The 18544-nt window shown below is 68.6% G+C and carries 14 protein-coding genes; 8 read left to right on the forward strand and 6 right to left on the reverse strand.

Going from position 1 to position 18544, the window contains the following annotated elements:
* Nucleotides 1–211: 211 nt before the first annotated feature.
* The gene (locus tag GQ674_RS20020; protein ID WP_159498696.1) at nt 212–1189 is read left to right on the forward strand and encodes a hypothetical protein; all 978 of its coding nucleotides are present in this window, start codon (nt 212–214) and stop codon (nt 1187–1189) included.
* Complete coding sequence (gene plsB, locus GQ674_RS20025; RefSeq protein WP_159498698.1) at nt 1189–3891, forward strand: glycerol-3-phosphate 1-O-acyltransferase PlsB; 2703 nt, start codon at nt 1189–1191, stop codon at nt 3889–3891. Before GQ674_RS20020 ends, plsB begins: the two co-directional genes overlap by 1 nt.
* Before the next feature lie 293 nt (nt 3892–4184).
* Here plsB and GQ674_RS20030 read toward each other — a convergent pair whose 3' ends face one another.
* Nucleotides 4185–4388, reverse strand: coding sequence for a YdcH family protein (locus GQ674_RS20030; protein WP_038691406.1), 204 nt, complete (start codon nt 4386–4388; stop codon nt 4185–4187).
* 96 nt (nt 4389–4484) lie between these two features.
* Between GQ674_RS20030 and ttcA the strand changes: the two genes are divergently transcribed.
* The 3 genes from ttcA to GQ674_RS20045 all read left to right on the forward strand — a co-directional run bounded on the left by ttcA (nt 4485) and on the right by GQ674_RS20045 (nt 7341).
* Nucleotides 4485–5399, forward strand: a complete 915-nt coding sequence (gene ttcA / locus GQ674_RS20035) for a tRNA 2-thiocytidine(32) synthetase TtcA (RefSeq protein ID WP_159498700.1) — start codon at nt 4485–4487, stop codon at nt 5397–5399.
* Between the two features lie 46 nt (nt 5400–5445).
* Complete coding sequence (locus GQ674_RS20040; protein WP_128097633.1) at nt 5446–6351, forward strand: recombination-associated protein RdgC; 906 nt, start codon at nt 5446–5448, stop codon at nt 6349–6351.
* Between the two features lie 201 nt (nt 6352–6552).
* The gene (locus GQ674_RS20045) at nt 6553–7341 is read left to right on the forward strand and encodes a SprT family zinc-dependent metalloprotease (RefSeq protein ID WP_159498702.1); all 789 of its coding nucleotides are present in this window, start codon (nt 6553–6555) and stop codon (nt 7339–7341) included.
* 207 nt (nt 7342–7548) lie between these two features.
* Here the strand turns inward: GQ674_RS20045 and GQ674_RS20050 are convergent, their stop codons facing one another.
* Nucleotides 7549–8421, reverse strand: coding sequence for a methylglyoxal synthase (locus tag GQ674_RS20050; protein WP_159498704.1), 873 nt, complete (start codon nt 8419–8421; stop codon nt 7549–7551).
* Between the two features lie 167 nt (nt 8422–8588).
* Between GQ674_RS20050 and GQ674_RS20055 the strand changes: the two genes are divergently transcribed.
* The gene (locus tag GQ674_RS20055; RefSeq protein ID WP_159498706.1) at nt 8589–8879 is read left to right on the forward strand and encodes a hypothetical protein; all 291 of its coding nucleotides are present in this window, start codon (nt 8589–8591) and stop codon (nt 8877–8879) included.
* A gap of 102 nt (nt 8880–8981) precedes the next feature.
* Here the strand turns inward: GQ674_RS20055 and GQ674_RS20060 are convergent, their stop codons facing one another.
* From GQ674_RS20060 to GQ674_RS20070, 3 genes are all read right to left on the reverse strand, one after another.
* Nucleotides 8982–10427, reverse strand: coding sequence for an FAD-dependent oxidoreductase (locus tag GQ674_RS20060; RefSeq protein WP_159498708.1), 1446 nt, complete (start codon nt 10425–10427; stop codon nt 8982–8984).
* Between the two features lie 160 nt (nt 10428–10587).
* Complete coding sequence (gene gltB, locus GQ674_RS20065) at nt 10588–15042, reverse strand: glutamate synthase large subunit (RefSeq protein ID WP_159498710.1); 4455 nt, start codon at nt 15040–15042, stop codon at nt 10588–10590.
* A 177-nt stretch (nt 15043–15219) separates the two neighbouring features.
* The gene (locus tag GQ674_RS20070; protein ID WP_128097637.1) at nt 15220–15621 is read right to left on the reverse strand and encodes an I78 family peptidase inhibitor; all 402 of its coding nucleotides are present in this window, start codon (nt 15619–15621) and stop codon (nt 15220–15222) included.
* Between the two features lie 135 nt (nt 15622–15756).
* On the opposite strand from GQ674_RS20070, the gene GQ674_RS20075 reads away from it, so the two are divergent.
* Nucleotides 15757–16821: a DNA topoisomerase IB gene (locus tag GQ674_RS20075; protein ID WP_159498712.1), complete on the forward strand. Its 1065-nt coding sequence runs from the start codon at nt 15757–15759 to the stop codon at nt 16819–16821.
* Nucleotides 16822–16830: 9 nt separating this feature from the next.
* Here GQ674_RS20075 and GQ674_RS20080 read toward each other — a convergent pair whose 3' ends face one another.
* Nucleotides 16831–17172: a hypothetical protein gene (locus GQ674_RS20080; RefSeq protein WP_159498714.1), complete on the reverse strand. Its 342-nt coding sequence runs from the start codon at nt 17170–17172 to the stop codon at nt 16831–16833.
* A gap of 158 nt (nt 17173–17330) precedes the next feature.
* Here GQ674_RS20080 and GQ674_RS20085 point away from each other — a divergent pair, with 158 nt between their 5' ends.
* A complete protein-coding gene (locus GQ674_RS20085) occupies nt 17331–18440 on the forward strand; it encodes an SDR family oxidoreductase (protein WP_201290190.1) in 1110 nt (369 codons plus the stop codon).
* Nucleotides 18441–18544: the final 104 nt, after the last annotated feature.

Consider the following 18544-nt stretch of genomic DNA (forward strand, 5'->3'; position numbering starts at 1 on the left):
GGGCCGATGTACCGTGGCAGTGAGAGGGCGACGCAGCGGCGTCGCCCTCCCCCGTGTTCCGGCACGAAGAGCGCCTGATCGCCACGAATCGCCACTGATCGGGCCCCGTTCGGTTCCATTTCAGGGGGCTGGGCCGGGTTGGCGGGTGGGTGGCTTGCCGCCTCAGGGGCGTAGGCCGCAAGATGCGATCCGGTCCGGGGAGTCCGAATTCATGTCCATGTCGTCCAAGTCGTGGCAGTACCGGGGGCAGGCAATGGCCCTGGTCCTGTGTGGGGCGCTGTTGGTGGGGGCCTGCAAGCGGGACCGGATCGATCCGGATGCGCCGGCCGCCGAACCGGTGGCCGCACTGCAACAACTGGCCCGGCATGTGGCCGACAACGACCTGCTCGGCTACGCCCGCGCCTCGGTACCGCCGGCCCACTACACGCGCCTGCAGGCCGCCTGGGCGCAGGGGCACAGCCGTTGGCCGCTCACAGAGCTGCCGCTGGATGGCCAGCTGTTGCCGATGCTGGCCTCGCTGTCGCGGCCGGACGCACCGCAGCGCCTGCAGCGCTCGTTCGATACCCAGATTGCCGGCCAGGCCACCGGCGTGCGCCAGGCGGCGCATTCGATGGGCCTGTTCGGCGTGCAGTACCTGCGCAACCAGAGCGACTACACCGATGCCCAGCGCGCCCATTACAGCCAGGTGGTGGACGCCCTGAGCAAATGGGCGGCGGCCGCGCCGTTGACCGACAAGCAGCGCGCCCGCACCACCATCACCCTGCTCACCGCCACCGCGCGTACCGCCGGGCTGTCCACCGATGCGCAGCTGCAGGCCGCCGGCATGGAGGAGTCGCTGCGCCGCCTGGCGCCGTTCTTCAAGGCGTTCAAGACCGCGCTGGCCAGCTACGGCCTGGCGCTGGATGAGGCCTTGACCGGCCTGCGCGGGGAGCTGGTGTCCGAACTGGGCAACGACGCGGTAGTGCGGGTGCAGTACCCGCTGGCAGGCGAACAGATCGAGGCGCAGGTGCGCATGACGCGCCGTGATGGCCACTGGTACGTGGCCCGCACGCTGGAACAGGCCGACGCGCTGCTGCAGGCCGCCGACGCTGCGCAGGCGGCGCAAGCTGAACATGACGCCGCCGAGGCGGCCAAAGCAGAGGCCGCCGCGCAGGTCAAGGACGGTGCTTCTGCACCGGCTAAGCCATAATGAAGCCGATGCCGAACCAGAATCCCCTGCCTTTCCCCGGCGAAGAGCCGCCCAAGACGCCGGACGCTTCGTCCGCGTCGCCCGACAGCGTGGCCGCCACCGGCGCCCCGGCCGATCCCGGCCAGGCGACGGCTGCCTCCTCTGCCGAGGTCGACCCGGCCAGCGTGGCGCCGGCCGCGATCGTGCCCGGCACCCGCGCGCCGGTTGGCCGCCGCCCGTGGTGGGCGCGCCTGCTGGGCCGCCTGGTCGAGCCGTGGCTGTCGCTGAAGATCGAACCCGAACACCCGGGCCAGTACAACGACGGCCGCCCGGTGGTCTACGTGCTGGAAGACTACGGGTTGTCCAACGCGCTGATCCTGGACAAGGCCTGCCGCGAGGCCGGGCTGCCCTCACCGCTGGTGCCCATCGCCGGCGACCCCACCGGGCGCAGGCGCGCCTACGTGGCGCTGTCGCGGCGGAGCAGCAGCAACTCGCTGATTCCCGAGCAGCGTGGTGCCAAGACCCATTCCGACTCGCTGGCCAAGGTGCTGCAGGCCCATCGTGCGCGCGATGAGCTGGACGTGCACCTGGTGCCGGTGTCGATCTTCGTCGGCCGCGCCCCGGACAAGCAGAGCGGCTGGTTCGCGGTGCTGTTCTCGGAAAACTGGGCACTGGTGGGCCGCTTCCGCCGCCTGCTGGCGGTGCTGCTGAACGGCCGCAGCACCATCGTGCGGTTCGCCCCGCCGATCTCGCTGCGCAGCACGATCGACGAGGGGCTGGACCCCGAGCGCACCGTGCGCAAGCTGCAGCGCGTGCTGCGCACCCATTTCCGTCGCATCCGCGAGTCGGTGATCGGGCCGGACCTGTCCACCCGCCGCCTGCTGGTGGACAAGGTGCTGGACGCGGACACCGTGCGCGAGGCCATCGCCTCGCAGGCCAAGCGCGACAACTCCAAGCCGGCCGATGCCTGGAAGAAGGCGCATGCGTACGCCTGGGAAATCGCCGCGGACTATTCCAGTCCGGTGGTGCGCTCGGCCAGCTTCATGCTCAGCCATGTCTGGAACCGCATCTACGCCGGCGTGCTGGTCCATCACCTGGACAAGTTCAAGGCCGCCGCGCCGGGGCACGAAGTGGTCTACGTGCCCAGCCACCGCAGCCACATGGACTACCTGCTGCTGTCCTACCTGCTGTACGACCGCGGGATCGTGCCGCCGCACATCGTGGCCGGCATCAACCTGAACCTGCCGGTGGTCGGCACGCTGCTGCGCAAGGGCGGCGCATTCTTCATCCGCCGCTCGATCCGTGGCAACGCGCTGTACTCGGCGGTGCTCAGCGAATACGTGGCCCAGCTGGTGGCCGGCGGCTATTCGATCGAGTACTTCGTCGAAGGCGGTCGCTCGCGCACCGGGCGCCTGCTGCAGCCCAAGGGCGGCATGATCTCGATGACGCTGCGCGCGTTCCTGCGCCAGCCGCGCAAGCCGGTGCTGTTCCAGCCTGTCTACATCGGCTATGAAAAGCTGATGGAAGGCGGCAGCTACCTGGACGAACTGTCCGGCCGGCCGAAGGAAAAGGAATCGATCTGGCAGCTGCTGTGGTCCATTCCTAAGGTGCTCAAGCAGAACTACGGGCAGGTGGTGGTCAACTTCGGCGAGCCGATCGCGCTCAACGACGTGCTGGCCCAGCAGGCGCCGGACTGGAACGGGCAGCCGGTCAGCGAAGACGAGAAACCGTCGTGGCTGTCGGGCACCGTCGACCACCTGGCCGAACGCATCCAGGTGCACATCAACGGTGCCGCCGACGTCAATCCGATCAACCTGCTGGCGCTGGCGCTGCTGTCCACGCCCAAGCACGCGATGGGCGAGGCCGACCTGATCGCGCAGATCGAGCTGTGCAAGACCCTGCTGGTTGAAATGCCGTATTCGGACCGGGTGACGGTGACCCCGCACTCGCCGGACCGCATCATCGCCCATGCCGAGGAAATCAACGTCCTCACCCGCATCAAGCACCCGCTCGGCGACGTGCTCAGCGTCAGCGGCGACACCGCGGTGCTGCTCAGCTACTTCCGCAACAACGTCATCCACCTGTTCACCGCATCGTCGTGGGTGGCGTGTTGCTTCCAGAACAACCGCCGCATGAGCCGCACCGGCCTGGTCCAGCTGGGCCGCACGGTGTACCCGTTCCTGCAGGCCGAGCTGTTCCTGCCGTGGACCGAGGACGAGTTCGCCCAGCGCATCGAGCAGACCATCAACGTGTTCGTGCGCGAAGGGCTGCTGCAGAACGTCAACGAAGACGACGGCGGCATCCTGGCGCGCAACACCGGGCAGACCGACGAGGTATTCCGTCTGCGTGCGATCGGCCACTCGCTGCAGCAGGCATTCGAGCGCTATTACATCGCCATCTCGGTGCTGGTGAAGAACGGCCCGGGCACGCTGGGTGCGGCCGAGCTGGAAAGCCTGTGCCAGCAGGCTGCCCAGCGCCTGAGCCTGCTCTATGCGCCGGCCGCGCCGGAGTTCTTCGACCGCACCCTGTTCCGCGGCTTCATCCAGAAGCTGCGCGAACTGCGCCTGGTGTGGCCGGACGAGAACAGCAAGCTGCTGTTCGACGACCGCCTGGACGCATGGGCCAAGGACGCCAAGTTCATCCTGGGCCGCGAGCTGCGCCACACCATCGAACGGGTGAGCCCGGAAGCGGCCAAGCCGGAAGAGCCGGTCAGCACGGATTGACGGAAGCGGATGCGCCCAGGCGCATCCGGACGTGTCCCCACGTATCCGGATCTTATTGCGTTCGCCAGCAATTCGTAGGTACCGACCGTTGGTCGGTACCCGCGCGCAAGCGCGGCACAAGCGTCCGGAGACCAAGCAACACGGCGTGCACCGGTTGACCGGCGCTGACCACCGTCCGAAGCCGCATGACAGGGTTCATGCCGCAGGGACGAACGGCAGCCGACCAACGGTCGGCTCTACGCCCGGAACACGCGCGGTGATCGTGACGAACGGCAGCCGACCAACGGTCGGCTCTACGCGGGTTCGTCCGGAATCAGCATGTCCGCCAGCTTGGCGATGCAGTCCTTCAACTGCAGCTTGCGCCGCTTCAGGCGCTTGGCCTCCAGTTCGTCTTCGCCGTTGGCGGCCATGCGCTGGATCTGCTCGTCCAGCACGCGGTGTTCCTGCCGGAGTTCGGCAAGGCGGACGCTGATCTGCTCGGGTGTGAGGGTATCCACAGCTGTCGAGCATACACATCTGCGATGACGCCCGGGAGTGAACGCAGTCACGTCGGGGTCCCTGTGAGGGTGCCCCCCAGCCGGTAGAATGACACCATGAATTCCGCCGTCATCCGCCTGCCCGATCCCGTCCCGCGCGCCCGCGATCCGCGCGCGGCCGACGCCGCGCAGGACAAGCTGGCGCGGCGCCTGCGCCGCCAGGTGGGCCAGGCCATCGCCGACTTCGGCATGATCGCCGACGGCGACAAGGTGATGGTGTGCCTGTCCGGCGGCAAGGACAGCTACACCCTGCTGGACGTGCTGCTGCAGCTGCAGAAGAAGGCGCCGGTGCGCTTCGAGCTGGTGGCGGTGAACCTGGACCAGAAGCAGCCGGGCTTCCCCGCGCACGTGCTGCCGCAGTACCTGGAATCGATCGGCGTGGCGTACCAGATCATCGAGCAGGACACCTATTCGGTGGTCAGCCGGGTGATTCCGGAAGGACGCACAATGTGTTCGCTGTGCTCGCGGCTGCGGCGCGGCGCGCTGTACCGCCACGCGGCGGAAAACGGCTTCAGCAAGATCGCCCTGGGCCACCACCGCGATGACAGCGTGGCCACCTTTTTCCTCAACCTGTTCCACCACGCCAAACTGTCGGCCATGCCGCCCAAGCTGCGCAGCGACGACGGCCAGCACGTGGTGATCCGCCCGCTGGCCTACGTGGCCGAGGACGACATCCGCGCGTATGCGCAGGCCCGCGCGTTCCCGATCATTCCGTGCAACCTGTGTGGCAGCCAGGACAACCTGCAACGCCGCCAGGTGAGCCAGATGCTGCAGCAGTGGGAGCAGCAGCACCCCGGTCGCATCGACCAGATCGCCCGCGCGCTGGGCACCGTCGAGCCGTCGCAGCTGGCCGACCCGGCGCTGTTCGATTTCATGGCGCTGGCCCGAAGCCCGGCCACCGCCGTGCCGTCCCCGCCGTCGGCCTGGGCCGACGCCACCCCCGACATCGGCGGCGCGCCCGGGCCGGCCTGAGCCGCCCGACGCCCCGCCTTCCCTTCACGACCTACTTCGGACTTCCATGTTCTTTCGCAACCTGACGCTGTTCCGCTTCCCGACCGCCACCGATTTTTCCGAAGTAGACACCCTGCTGCCGCAGGTGCTGCTCAAGCCGGTGGGTCCGCTTGAAATGAATTCGCGTGGTTTCATCTCGCCGTTCGGCCGCGAGGAAAAAGCCGTGTTCTCGCACCGCATCGGCGACGCGCTGTGGCTCACCGTGGGCGGCGAGGACAAGATCCTGCCGGGCGCGGTGGTCAACGACCTGCTGGCGCGCAAGCTCGAGGAGATCGAGGAGAAGGAAGGGCGCAAGCCCGGCGGCCGCGAGCGCAAGCGCCTCAAGGACGACCTGCTGCACGAACTGATGCCGCGCGCCTTCGTGAAGAGCTCGCGCACCGACGCGCTGATCGACCTGACCCACGGCTACGTGGCGGTGGACAGCTCCAGCCGCAAGACCGGCGAGAACGTGATGTCCGACATCCGTGGCCTGCTCGGGAGCTTCCCGGCGATGCCGCTCAACGCCGAAGTGGCGCCGCGCTCGATCCTGACCGGCTGGATTGCCGGCGAGGAACTCCCGACCGGGCTGAGCCTGGGCGAAGAATGCGAGATGAAGGACCCGGCCGAGGGCGGTGCGGTGGTCAAGTGCCAGCACCAGGAGCTGCGCTGCGACGAGATCGACAAGCACCTGGATGCCGGCAAGCAGGTGACCAAGCTGGCGCTGGTATTCGAGGACAACCTGTCCTTCGTGCTGGGCGACGACCTGATCGTGCGCAAGCTGAAGTTCCTGGACGGCGCGCTGGACCAGCTTGAACACGCCGACGATGACGGCCGCCGCGCCGAACTGGACGCCCGTTTCGCCCTGCAGAGCGGCGAAGTACGGCGCCTGTTCCTGCTGCTGGAAGAGGCCTTCAAGCTCAGCAAGGCTGACTGAGCCAGCGCCGCCATCGTGTACAGCGGGGCTCTGCCCCGCTGGTTCACGTACGTGGCATCGCACCGGGAAGGCAGCGGGGCAGAGCCCGGCTCTACGTGCACGTTGCCCGACCGGTAGGCAGCGGGGCAGAGCCCCGCTCTACGTGCTGGCCTGAACAGCGCGCAGTCATGCGCCGGTCACTGCCGGCGCTATGCTGTACCCATGTCCGGATTCCTCCGCCGCCTCATTTCGCCGGCTGCCCCCACCCTGCAGCGCGACACGGTTCGACTACGGCTGGAAGATGCCGAGATCGACGTGCTGCGCGTGCGCGATCCGCGTGCGCGGCGGATCAAGCTCAGCGTCGACGAGCGGGGCGTGCGCCTGACGCTGCCGCCGCGGGCCAGCCTGGTGATGGGCGAACGCTTCCTGGAGCTGCACCGCGACTGGTTGTCCACGCAGCTGCGCAGCTACCAGGCGCAGAACCTGCCGCCACCGCTGGTGATCGGCGAGCCGGGCGTGCTGCCGTTGCGCGGTGCGCTGTTGCCGTTGCGGTGGGAAAGCGGCCGCTTCGCGACCATGCGCATCGACAGCGAGGGCGCCTGCCTGCACTGGCCGGCGCGCGGTACCGATGCCACGCTACGCCGCACCCTGCGCGAGTTCTACGAGGCACAGACCCGTGCCGATGTGGGCCAGTGGCTGCCGCGCTACCTGCCCGGCCTGCCGCGTGCACCGGCGCGGTTGCGCCTGAAGGTGATGTCCTCGCAATGGGGCTCGCTGGCACCCGACGGCAGCATGGCGCTGGACCTGGCGCTGGTGCTGGGCCGGCCATCGGCCTTCGAGTACGTGCTGGTGCACGAGCTCTGCCATTTGATCCAGGCCAACCATTCGCCGGCCTTCTGGGCCGAGGTGGAGCAGCGTTTTCCGGCGTGGCGGCAGGAGCGCGATTATTTCCAGGCCGAAGGACGGCGGTTGAAGGCCATGCTGCGGCAGCTGCTGACCCCCACCCCGTAGAGCCGACCGTGGGTCGGCTGCGCAGCCTGGTGTGTAGAGCCGACCGTTGGTCGGCTGCCCATGACATCCAGGCCCGCGAGGTTGCCGGCCAGCGGCCGGCACTACCGGTATCTTCCGTACCGACCAACGGTGGGTACCTACCGGTGTTTGGCGCATCGGCCGACCGGCGGTTCACCGGTGTTTGGCGTACCGACCAACGGACGGTACCTACCCGGTGGCGCGGGCGGTGGCGGCCTGTGCCCAGCGGGTCGCCACGCGCGGGGCGGTGATGCACACGGCCTGGTCGGTCACGGTGGTGACGGCGCGTTCCAGCAGCTGGATGTCGGCCTCGTGCTGGCGGGCCACGTGCGGGTCCTCGAAGAAGATCGCGCGCTGGCAGTCGCCTTCCAGCACGCGGTCGGCGATCTGCGCGTCGCCGCCCATCGGGCCGCTCTGGTAGCGCTGCACCCACGCCTGGTCCTGCGGCCAGCCGCGGCTCCAGGCCAGCTCGTTGAGGCGCTGGCCGGTGGTGCCGGTGCCCACGCGATGGGCGAAGCGTGAAAGCAGGTCGAAGTGCTCGTCGGCAAAGGCCAGGATCGCCGGCTTCATGGCGTCGTGCGCAATCAGGGCCAGGGTCTGCCGTTCGAACGCATACAGGTCGTCAGCGCCCGGATCGGCGGGCAGCCCGGCGTGCAAGCGCTCCACTTCAACCCAGTCGCGCGCGGTGGCCACTGTGGAAATGAACGGCTTGCCGTGGATCACGCACTGGCGCTTGAGCGCGGTGGCCTCGGGGAAGATCGACGACGGGTCCACCGGATCCATCAGGTAGATCGCCCCGTCCAGGGTGCGCTCAGGCGAGCCCATCCCAACCACTTCGGCCACCAGCTTCATCAGGCCGCCCTCGCGCCCGTTGGGATAGCGCTTGAGCGGGGCGAAATCGGGCAGGAAGCCCAACCGCTGGATCGCATCGAAGGTGCGCCCGACCGCATGCAGCTCCACCCCCAGCTCGCGCAGGCCACCGTCGCAGGCGCGCAGCCAGCGGAACAGGGCGGCGTGCTTGTCGTGGTGGTGCAGGCGGTTGGCGGCCAGGCCGATGCGCATGGGGATCATCCGGTAGGGAGGTGAGCAACCGGCATTCTATGTCGCTTCCCGGGCTCCGGAACTGCGAACTCGGGCACGCGTCTTCACGCATTTTCGTATTAGTTGCATAGCCTGGAAGTGGGCCATAACCGACAGTGGGTGCCATCAGTCAATCAGGAAAAACCGCCATGGCGCTCTCCCAGGTTCCCAAGGACATGTCGGTCCAGTCCCTTGCTGCCGACCGCAGTGCCCGTATCCGCGCGCTGGGCCGGCTGCTGCGGCATGCCGCCAGCGGCGACGCCGACGTGCTGCTGGTCGGGCTGGCACGCATGCTCGACGCACATATCGACAACGATCATGCCGATGACGCCAGCAACGGGCGCATCCGCGATCAGCTGGACGAGATTGAGCTGTTGCTGGCGCTGGAGATCGAGCGGGCCGGGGTGCGGGCCGCCCCAGTGTTGTCGAACGCGGCGTAAGGGCAGCCGGGCAGAGCCCGGCTCTACGGCGCCGCGCGTTTCGTGGCCTGCCGGGCCACGTTCGGCAACCGCGCGCGGCGCGGCCGCCCCATCCCGCCGACGTCAGACCGCCAGCAGCTGCGCGATGCTGGCCGCCGCATCGCGGCCTTCGGCCACGGCGGTGACCACCAGGTCGGCACCGCGCACGGCGTCGCCGCCGGCGAACAGGCGCGGGTGCGCGGTCTGGAACGGCAGGCGGTCCTTGCCACCGGCGATGATGCGGCCGTTGTGGCCGGCTTCCACGCCGCGCTCGGTCAGCCAGGCCGGGGTGCTGGGCGAGAAGCCGAAGGCGATGATCACTACGTCTGCTTCCAACAGCGATTCGCTGCCTTCGACCGGCACCGCGTTGCGGCGTCCCTGCGCGTCGGGTTCGTCCAGGCGGGTTTCCACCACCATCACCCCGATCACCTCGTCGTCCGCGCCGGCTTCAATGGACAGCGGCTGGCGGTTGAACAGGAAGCGCACGCCTTCCTCGCGCGCGTTGGCCACTTCGCGTGCCGAGCCGGGCATGTTGGCTTCGTCGCGGCGGTAGGCGCAGGTCACCTTGGCCGCGCCCAGGCGCACCGCGCTGCGCACGCAGTCCATGCCGGTGTCGCCACCGCCCAGCACGACCACGCGCTTGCCCTCCAGGTCGGGCAGGGCGATCTGGTCTTCCCAGCCGGCAATGGGCCGGCCATGCGCGTCGCTGCCGCCGACGATGCGGCTGTTCTGCACCAGGAACGGCAGCGCCGGCAGCACGCCCTTCAGGTCCTGGCCGAGCAGGCCGCCATCGGTGTAGCGGTAAGCGCCGGTGCCGACGAACACCGCGTCGTACTCGGCCAGCAGCTGGTCCACGCTGACGTCGCGACCGATCTCCACGCCCAGCCGGAACTGCACGCCCATGCCTTCGAGCACGTTGCGGCGGCGGCTGATCACCGCCTTGTCGAGCTTGAAGCTGGGGATGCCGAACTGCAGCAGCCCGCCGATCTGTTCGTAGCGGTCATACACCACCGCCTGGATGCCGGCATGCGCCAGCTTGTCGGCGCAGGCCAGGCCGGCCGGGCCGGCACCGATCACCGCCACGCGCTTGCCGGTGGGTTCCACGGCGGTCATGTCCGGGCGCCAGCCGGTGGCCAGCGCGGTGTCCACGATGTACTTCTCGACCGCGCCGATGGTGACCGCGCCGAACTCTTCCAGCGTGCAGCTGCCTTCGCACAGGCGGTCCTGCGGACACACCCGGCCACACACTTCCGGCAGCGGGTTGGTGGAGTGGCACAGCGTGGCTGCTTCGTGGATGCGGTTTTCCTGCACCAGCTGCAGCCATTGCGGGATGGCGTTGTGCACCGGGCACTTCCAGCTGCAGTACGGGTTGCCGCAGTCCAGGCAGCGGCCGGCCTGGAACTGGGCGTCTTCCTTGCCGAACTTGCCGTACAGCTCGCCCCAGTCGCCGGACGTGCGCAGTTCGACGGGAATGCGCTGCGGCATGGTCCGGGGCAGGTCGAGGAACTGGAAGGCTTGCTTGCGGCTCATGGGTGGGCCCTGCGTTGTTCGGTCGCCGGGCAGAGCCCGGCGCTACGGAATGTTCGGGTTGCCGGGCAGAGCCCGGCACTACGGAATGTTCGGGTTGCCGGGCAGAGCCCGGCACTACGATTTTTGGGTTGCCGGCCAGCGGCCGGCACTACGTGGACGGTCAGGCGGCGCGGCGCAGCGAGTCGGTAAGCGATTCGATGCTGGCGGCCTTGGGTTTGACCAGCCAGAACTTGCCCACGTAATCGCGGAATTCGTCGAGGATCTGCTGCGCCCAGATACTGCCGGTCAGTTCGCGGTGGCGGCTGATCAGCGTGTGCAGGTGCTGGCGATGGTTCTCGAAGCCTTCGGCGGAAATGCGGTGGATGTCGATGAGCTCGTGGTTGTAACGGTCCACGAAGTCACGGTCGATATCCAGCACGTAGGCCAGGCCGCCGGTGAAGCCGGCACCGAAGTTCAGGCCCACCTTGCCCAGCACCAGCACGATGCCGTCGGTCATGTATTCGCAGCAGTGGTCACCGGCGCCCTCGATCACCGCCAGCGCGCCGGAGTTGCGCACGCCGAAGCGCTCGCCGGCCCGTCCGGCCGCAAACAGCTCGCCGCCGGTGGCACCGTACAGGCAGGTGTTGCCGATGATCGCGGTGTTGCGCGCCTCGAAGCGCGCGCCACGCGGCGGGCGCACCACCAGCCGGCCACCGGCCATGCCCTTGCCGACGTAGTCGTTGGCTTCGCCTTCGACCTCCAGCTGCAGGCCGCCCACGTTGAACGCCCCGAAGCTCTGCCCGGCGGTGCCGCGGAAACGCAGGGTCAACGGCGCATCGCTCATGCCCTGGTTGCCGTGCACGCGGGCGATCGCACCGGACAGGCGGGTGCCGATCGAGCGGTCGGTGTTGTGGATCAGGAAGCGGTGTTCGCCGCCGAGCTTGCCGGCAATGGCCGGGGCCAGCAGGCCGTCCATCTGCGTGGCCAGGCTGTCCGGCGATTCGTACAGGCGCTGCGCGGCGCAGTGGCTGCCTTCGTACGTGGCTGGGTTGAGCAGGCGCGACAGGTCGACCTTGACCCCCGGGCGCGGGGAAACGTCCAGCTGCTGCAGCAGGTCGGTGCGGCCCACGATCTCGTCCAGCGAACGCACGCCCAGGTAGGACAGCCAGCCACGCACTTCCTCGGCCAGCAGGCGGAAGAAGTTCTCCACGCGCTCGGGCAGGCCGGTGAAGTACTGTGCGCGCAGGCGCTCGTCCTGGGTGGCCACGCCGGTGGCGCAGTTGTTGAGGTGGCAGATGCGCAGGTACTTGCAGCCCAGCACGATCATCGGCGCAGTGCCGAAACCGAAGCTGTCCGCGCCCAGCAGCGCGGCCTTGATCACGTCCAGGCCGGTCTTCAGGCCACCATCGGTCTGCAGCAGGGTGCGCCCGCGCAGGTCGTTGGCCACCAGCGCCTGGTGCGACTCGGCAACGCCCAGTTCCCACGGCACGCCGGCATAGCGGATCGAACTGACCGGGCTGGCACCGGTGCCGCCGTCGTGGCCGGATACGGTGATCAGGTCGGCGCCGGCCTTGACCACGCCAGCAGCAATGGTGCCCACGCCGGCATGGCTGACCAGCTTCACCGACACCAGCGCGTCGGGGTTGACCTGCTTGAGGTCGTAGATCAGCTGGGCCAGGTCTTCGATGGAGTAGATGTCGTGGTGCGGCGGCGGCGAGATCAGGCCGATGCCCGGCTTGGCATAGCGCAGCCGCGCGATCAGCTCGTTGACCTTGTGGCCGGGCAGCTGGCCGCCTTCACCGGGCTTGGCGCCCTGCGCGACCTTGATCTGCAGCACTTCGGCGTTGACCAGGTACTCGGCGGTGACGCCGAAGCGGCCCGAGGCCACCTGCTTGATCTTGCTGCGCTTCTCGGTCCCGTAGCGCACCGGGTCTTCGCCACCTTCGCCGGAGTTGCTGCGCCCACCGAGCCGGTTCATGGCAATCGCCAGCGCTTCATGTGCTTCCGGCGACAACGCACCCAGGCTGATCGCGGCGGTATCGAAGCGGCGGAACAGGTCTTCGGCCGGAGCCACCTGGTCCAGCGGCGTGGGCGTGGGCGCGGCCTTGAGCTGCAGCAGGTCGCGCAGCGCCGACACCGGGCGACCGTGCACGGCCTCGCAGTAGCGCTGCCAGTCCGCGGCATCGCCACTGCGCGCGGCGCGCTGCAGGGTCATGACCACGTCCGGGTTGTACATGTGGTATTCGCCGCCGTGCACGTACTTGAGCACGCCGCCCACGTCCGGGCGCAGCAGGTCGTTCCAGGCACGCACGGTGAGTTCGCGGGCTTCGTCGTCCAGGCGCGCAAAGCCCACGCCGGCCACGCGCGAGGCGGTGTCGGGGAAGCACAGGCCGACCACGTCGTCATCCAGCCCGACGATCTCGAACAGCTGCGCGCCGCGGTAACTGGCCACGGTGCAGATGCCCATCTTGGAGATGATCTTGGACAGGCCCTTGTAGATGCCCTTGCGGTAACGGCGGCCGATCTGCGACTGCTCGCCGCCCTTGCTCAGCTGCAGGATGCCGCGCCGGCCCAGGTCGAACAGCGTCTGGTAGGCCAGGTACGGGTACACCGCGGTGGCACCGAAGCCGAGCAGGCACGCCATGTGGTGCGCATCGCGTGCGGTGCCGGTTTCCAGGATCAGGTTGACGTCGCAGCGCAGCCCGGCGTTGGACAGGTGGTGGTGCACCGCGCTGGTGGCCAGCAGCGCATGCACCATCGGCCGGTCGGCGACCGGGTAACGGTCGCTCAGCAGCAGCATCACGATGCCCTCGCGGGCGGCCGCCTCGGCCTCGGCGCAGATGCGCTCGATGCCCGCCTTCAGGCCTTCGTCCAGGCTGTAGGACAGGTCGATCAGGCGGTTCTTCTCGACGTACTGCTCCATCTTGATCAGCTGGCGCAGCTTGCGCTGGCTGAGCACCGGCGAATTGAGGATGACGTGGTTCACCGTCTCCGCGCCGGCATGGAAGATGTTGGTCTCCTTGCCGAGCTGGGTGGTCAGCGACATGACGCAGTCTTCGCGCAGCGGGTCGATCGGCGGGTTGGTGACCTGCGCGAACGCCTGGCGGAAATAGTCGTACAGCGGGCGACTGTGCTGGCTGAGCACGGCCATGGGCGTGTCGTCGCCCATCGAACCGGTGGCTTCCTGCTCGGTCTCGGCCAGCGGCCGCAGGATCTGCTCGACCTCTTCGGTGCTCAGCTGGAACAGCTTGTGGTAGCTGCGCAGGGTGCGCTCGTCGAACGGTTCCTCGACCAGCGACGGATCGATCAGCTCGGTCTGCAGGTAGGTTACGCCCTGCTGCAGCCACTGCTTGTACGGCGCGCGGCCGCGGTTGATGCGGTCGATGGCATCGGAGTCGAGCAGGTCACCGCGCTTGAGGTCGATGGCCATCATCTCGCCCGGTCCCAGCTTGCCCTTGCGCACCACGCGCTCGGCCGGCACTTCCCACACGCCCGCTTCGGAAGCCACCAGGAAATGGCGGTCGGAGGTGAGCATCCAGCGCGCGGGGCGCAGCCCGTTGCGGTCCAGCGTGCAGGCCGCATAGCGACCGTCGCAGGCCACGATGCCGGCCGGGCCGTCCCACGGCTCGCTGTTGAGCCCGTAGAACTCGTAGAACGCGGCCAGATCGGGGTCCTTGAACTCCAGCGACTGGGTCGCCGGCGGCACCAGGATGCGCAGCGCCTGGATCAGGTCCATGCCGGCGCTGACCATCAGCTCGAGCATGTTGTCCAGGCTCTGCGAATCCGAGCCGTGCATGGAGATCACCGGGTCGAACTGGCCGATGTCGAAGCGCGGCGTCTTCCACACCTTGCTGCGCGCCTGCGCCCAGCGGCGGTTGCCCTCGATGGTGTTGATCTCGCCGTTGTGGGCGAGCATCCGGAACGGGTGCGCCAGCGGCCAGCGCGGCAGGGTGTTGGTGGAGAAGCGCTGGTGGAACACGATGGCGCTGGAGGCCAGGTCGTTGCGCTGCAGATCCACGTAGAAGCGGCTCAGCTTGTCCGGCAGCACCATGCCCTTGTAGCTGATCGCATTCGGGCTGAGCGTGGTGACGTAGTAGTCGGCGTGCTCGCGCAGCTGCTGTTCGCTGCGGCGGCGGGCCAGGAACAGGGCCAGGGTGAAGGTGGCCTCGTCCTGCTCGGCGCCGGCATCGACGAACACCTGTTCGATGCGCGGCAGGGTGTCACGGGCCAGTTGTCCGCATACGCTGGGGTCGGTGGGTACCAGGCGCCAGCCGACCGGTCGACAGCCGGCATCGCGCAGCTGCTGTTCCAGGATGTCGCGGCAGGTCTGGGCGGCCGCATCGTCGTGCGGCAGGAACACCACGCCGGCGGCGAATCGCGCCCCCAGGCTGAGCCCGGCTTCGGCGGCAAGCGCCTTGAGGAACACGTCGGGGCGGCGCAGCAGCAGGCCGCAGCCGTCGCCGGTGATGCCATCGGCGGCCACGCCACCGCGGTGGGTCATGCGCGAAAGCGCTGCAATGGCGGTATCCACCAGCAGTCGGGACGGTTGGTCGTCGAGCTGGGCAACCATGCCGAAACCACAGGCATCGCGCTCATCTTGCGGGTCGTAAAGCCCTTGGCGGTTGCGGGGGGCCATCTCTGCCTCAATGTCGGGTGAGCGGCGACACTCGTCCCCGCTCAATCCGTTGAGCGCATCTGGAGGCACCGGATGACTCGACTAGATCACAGTTGCTGCAACGCCGCAATACACGGTTGCAGCCGCAACCAAACCCCTTCAAAAACCGCCTGGAACCGCGGTTCCAGGCGTCCCTGTTCAGCCGCAGCGCAGGCCGCTGATCGCGCCCTTTTCGTCCACTTCGATGTTCAGTCGTTCACCGACGAACTCCATCGTGGTCATGTCGTTGGGCTTGAGCACCCGCAGCTGCTTGGCGCTGGCGTCCTGCTGGGCCTGGCTGCCGATCTTGTCGCTGTAGGCCTGGCCGACCAGGCTCTGCACCTGGGTGGCATCGCAGGTGCCAACCGGCGGCGCTTCCAGCGCCTTGCCCGCTTCATCGGTCGGGGCGGCGGCGGCTTCGGCGGCCTTCTGGGCATGGGTGCCCACGGCTTCCTGCTCGTCCATGGGCGGCGCCTGGCAGGCGGCCAGTACGAGCAGGGCGGGAATGACGGCCACAAGGCCAATGGAACGCCGCAGGCGGCGGAACGACAAGGATGGCATCGAAACTCCAGACATCGAACCAGGAAACCCTGGAGGATATCGCCAAGCGGGGTGTGAGGTGTTCGTGTTGTGTTATTGACGCGCCCTCGCACCCGCACCGGGTATCACTGCAGGCCCTTACCGCCGCGTCCTCCGATGAGCCCCAGTCGTCGCGTTACCCCCGAAGTCGCCGCCGCCCGCGAGGCCGGCCTGCGTTACGTCAGCGATGAAATGCCGGGCCTGCAGCGGCGGCGCGCCGGCAAGGGCTTCAGCTACCGGGACGCCGACGGCGCGGCGGTGCGCGATGCCGCCACCTTGGCCCGGATCCGCGCGCTGGCCATTCCCCCGGCCTACACCGATGTGTGGATCTGCGCGCTGCCCAATGGCCACCTGCAGGCCACCGGGCGCGACGCCCGCGGCCGCAAGCAGTACCGCTACCACGCCGACTGGGCGCGGGTGCGCGGGGACGGCAAGTTCGACCGCATCATCGCCTTCGGTACCGCACTGCCCGTGCTGCGCCGCCGCCTGCGGCGCGACCTCAAGCTGGCCGGCTTCCCGCGCGACAAGGTCCTGGCCATCGTGGTCGCGCTGCTGGCGCAGACGCTGGTGCGCGTGGGCAATGAGGTATACGCCCGCGACAACCGCTCCTACGGCTTGACCACGCTGCGCAACCGGCACCTGGCGCTGGTCAAGGGCGGGCGTGCGCAGATGCGCTTCCGCGGCAAGTCCGGACAGGCGCATGAGGTGGACGTGGATGATCGCCGCCTGGTGACGCTGATCCGCGGCTGCCAGCAGCTGCCCGGGCAGGCGCTGTTCCAGTACCGCGATGATGAAGGTGCGGTGCAGCCGGTGGATTCGGGCATGGTCAACGACTACCTGCACGACGCCATGGGCGAGGATTTCAGTGCCAAGGACTTCCGGACCTGGGGCGGAACGCTGGAAGCCATCCGTCAGTTGGCCATCACCGAACTGCCCGAACCTTCGAGCGAACGTGCGCTGGCGGCGTTGCAGAAGCAGGTGGTGTGCGAGGTGGCGACCCTGCTGGGCAATACGCCGTCGGTGTGCAGGAAGTCCTACATCGATCCGTGCGTGTTCGATGGCTGGCGCGCCGGCTCGCTGAAGGCGCTGGCAGGCCTGCGCGGCGAGCGGCAATGGGAGCAGGCGACATTGAAGGTGCTCAAGGCCGCACGGCGCACGGTCAAGCGCGCGCGGGCGGCCTGAGCGGGTCGATCAGCCGCAGTAGAGCGCGGTGATGTTGTTGGTGCGGCCGGTTTCGATGGTCAACCGCTCGCCGCCGGTTTCCGCGCCCGGGGTCGGGTTGGCCGCGCCACTGGCGGTGGGGCCGCTCTCGGCGTGCTGCCCACGCACCACGTTCACCTGCAGGCTGTCGCTGTCCACGCGGGCGCGCTCGACGGTCGCCGCCGATGCGGCCAGGCCGACCGCACCGCGCACCTTGTCCACGTGGCACTGCCCGGAGATCACCCCGTCGATGGGCTGCACCTGCGCCACCGGGGTGCTGCTGCAGGCAGAAAGGGTGGCCAGGGCGGCCGCGGCGAAAAGGGTGCGGTACATGGGGTGACTCCAGCAGGTTTTCCGGCCTGCAGCGTGCCCCGGCGCGCGTATGCGGCGGATGAAGCCTGCACGGTTTGCCCACATTGCACTCACTTTGCGTGGCCGCGCGGTTGGCCACACTGCCTGTGCACTTGAACGCTTTCGCAAAGGAGCCGCAGATGGCCACCCGCAAGACACGCACCCCCGCCGCTTCCGCCGCCGCCGACAAGGCTGCCAAACCCCAGGCCGAGCGCACGCCGGTGGTGAAGACCGCTACCCGCAAGGCGGCGGCCAAGGACCCGCGCGCCGCCCGCGTGGCCGCGCGCCAGCGCCGCCTGCAGGACCAGGAAAAGGCCAAGGATGCACGCGTGGCCAAGCAGGCCGCCAAGAAGCAGGGAGCGAAAAAGGCGACCAAGAAGGCCACCCAAGCCGGCGCGCGCAAGCAGCCGGAGACGATGCCGGCGCAGCAGATCGCCAAGCCGGGCAACGAGCACGAACTGGCGCTGGCGCCGCGCTTTCTTGCCCCTGACTACAAGGGCAGCGGCAAGCTCGCCGGCAAGCGCGCGATCATCACCGGCGCCGATTCGGGCATCGGCCGCGCGGTGGCCGTGCTGTTTGCCCGCGAAGGCGCCGACGTGGCCGTGCTGCACCTGGACGAAGCGGCCGACGCCAAAGTCACGCGCCAGCATGTGGAAGCCGAAGGCGGTCGCTGCCTGGTGATCGCCGGCGACGTGCGCGACCCCGCGTTCTGCAACAAGGCGGTCAAGCAGGTGGCCAAGGCCTTCGGCGGGATCGACATCCTGGTCAACAATGCCGCCTTCCAGCTGCATTGCGAGCGCCTGGAAGACCTCGAAGACGCGCACCTGCAGGAGACCCTGCAGACCAACATCGGCGGCTACATCCAGATGGCCCGCGCGGTGCTGCCGCATTTGAAGGAAGGCGACTGCATCATCAACACCGGGTCGGAAACGGGGTTGTTCGGCAGCAAGGCCCTGATCGACTATTCGGCTACCAAGGGCGCCATCCATGCCTTCACCAAGGCGTTGGCCAGCCAGCTGCTGCCGCGTGGGATCCGGGTCAACGCGGTGGCACCGGGACCGGTCTGGACGCCGCTCAACCCGGCCGACAAACAGTCCGCCGACGTAGCCGAGTTCGGCAAGGACAGCGACATGGGCCGCCCGGCGCAGCCGGAGGAGTTGTCCCCGGCCTACGTGTTCCTTGCCTCGCCGGTGACCGCCAGCTACATCAGCGGGGTGATCCTGCCGGTGATGGGCGGGCCGCGCGGCTGAGTCCGGCGCGACCGCGCTGCAACGCTGGCGCGTGCGCTTCCTGGGCCTGCGCAGTGCCTGCACACGGCAGCACCAGGCGCTGAGCCTGCTGGTCACCTCACCGA

It is taken from the genome of Stenotrophomonas sp. 364 (genome assembly GCF_009832905.1).
GTDB classification, from domain to species: Bacteria; Pseudomonadota; Gammaproteobacteria; order Xanthomonadales; family Xanthomonadaceae; genus Stenotrophomonas; species Stenotrophomonas maltophilia_AP.

Bases quoted from the DNA above. Each gene is read 5' to 3' on its own strand.
- GQ674_RS20020 (WP_159498696.1), top strand. From the start codon at position 212: ATGTCCATGTCGTCCAAGTCGTGGCAGTACCGGGGGCAGGCAATGGCC.
- plsB (WP_159498698.1), top strand. From the start codon at position 1,189: ATGAAGCCGATGCCGAACCAGAATCCCCTGCCTTTCCCCGGCGAAGAG.
- GQ674_RS20075 (WP_159498712.1), top strand. From the start codon at position 15,757: ATGAGCCCCAGTCGTCGCGTTACCCCCGAAGTCGCCGCCGCCCGCGAG.
- GQ674_RS20045 (WP_159498702.1), top strand. From the start codon at position 6,553: ATGTCCGGATTCCTCCGCCGCCTCATTTCGCCGGCTGCCCCCACCCTG.
- GQ674_RS20050 (WP_159498704.1), bottom strand. From the start codon at position 8,421: ATGCGCATCGGCCTGGCCGCCAACCGCCTGCACCACCACGACAAGCAC.
- GQ674_RS20040 (WP_128097633.1), top strand. From the start codon at position 5,446: ATGTTCTTTCGCAACCTGACGCTGTTCCGCTTCCCGACCGCCACCGAT.
- GQ674_RS20080 (WP_159498714.1), bottom strand. From the start codon at position 17,172: ATGTACCGCACCCTTTTCGCCGCGGCCGCCCTGGCCACCCTTTCTGCC.
- ttcA (WP_159498700.1), top strand. From the start codon at position 4,485: ATGAATTCCGCCGTCATCCGCCTGCCCGATCCCGTCCCGCGCGCCCGC.
- GQ674_RS20060 (WP_159498708.1), bottom strand. From the start codon at position 10,427: ATGAGCCGCAAGCAAGCCTTCCAGTTCCTCGACCTGCCCCGGACCATG.
- GQ674_RS20070 (WP_128097637.1), bottom strand. From the start codon at position 15,621: ATGCCATCCTTGTCGTTCCGCCGCCTGCGGCGTTCCATTGGCCTTGTG.
- GQ674_RS20085 (WP_201290190.1), top strand. From the start codon at position 17,331: ATGGCCACCCGCAAGACACGCACCCCCGCCGCTTCCGCCGCCGCCGAC.
- GQ674_RS20055 (WP_159498706.1), top strand. From the start codon at position 8,589: ATGGCGCTCTCCCAGGTTCCCAAGGACATGTCGGTCCAGTCCCTTGCT.
- gltB (WP_159498710.1), bottom strand. From the start codon at position 15,042: ATGGCCCCCCGCAACCGCCAAGGGCTTTACGACCCGCAAGATGAGCGC.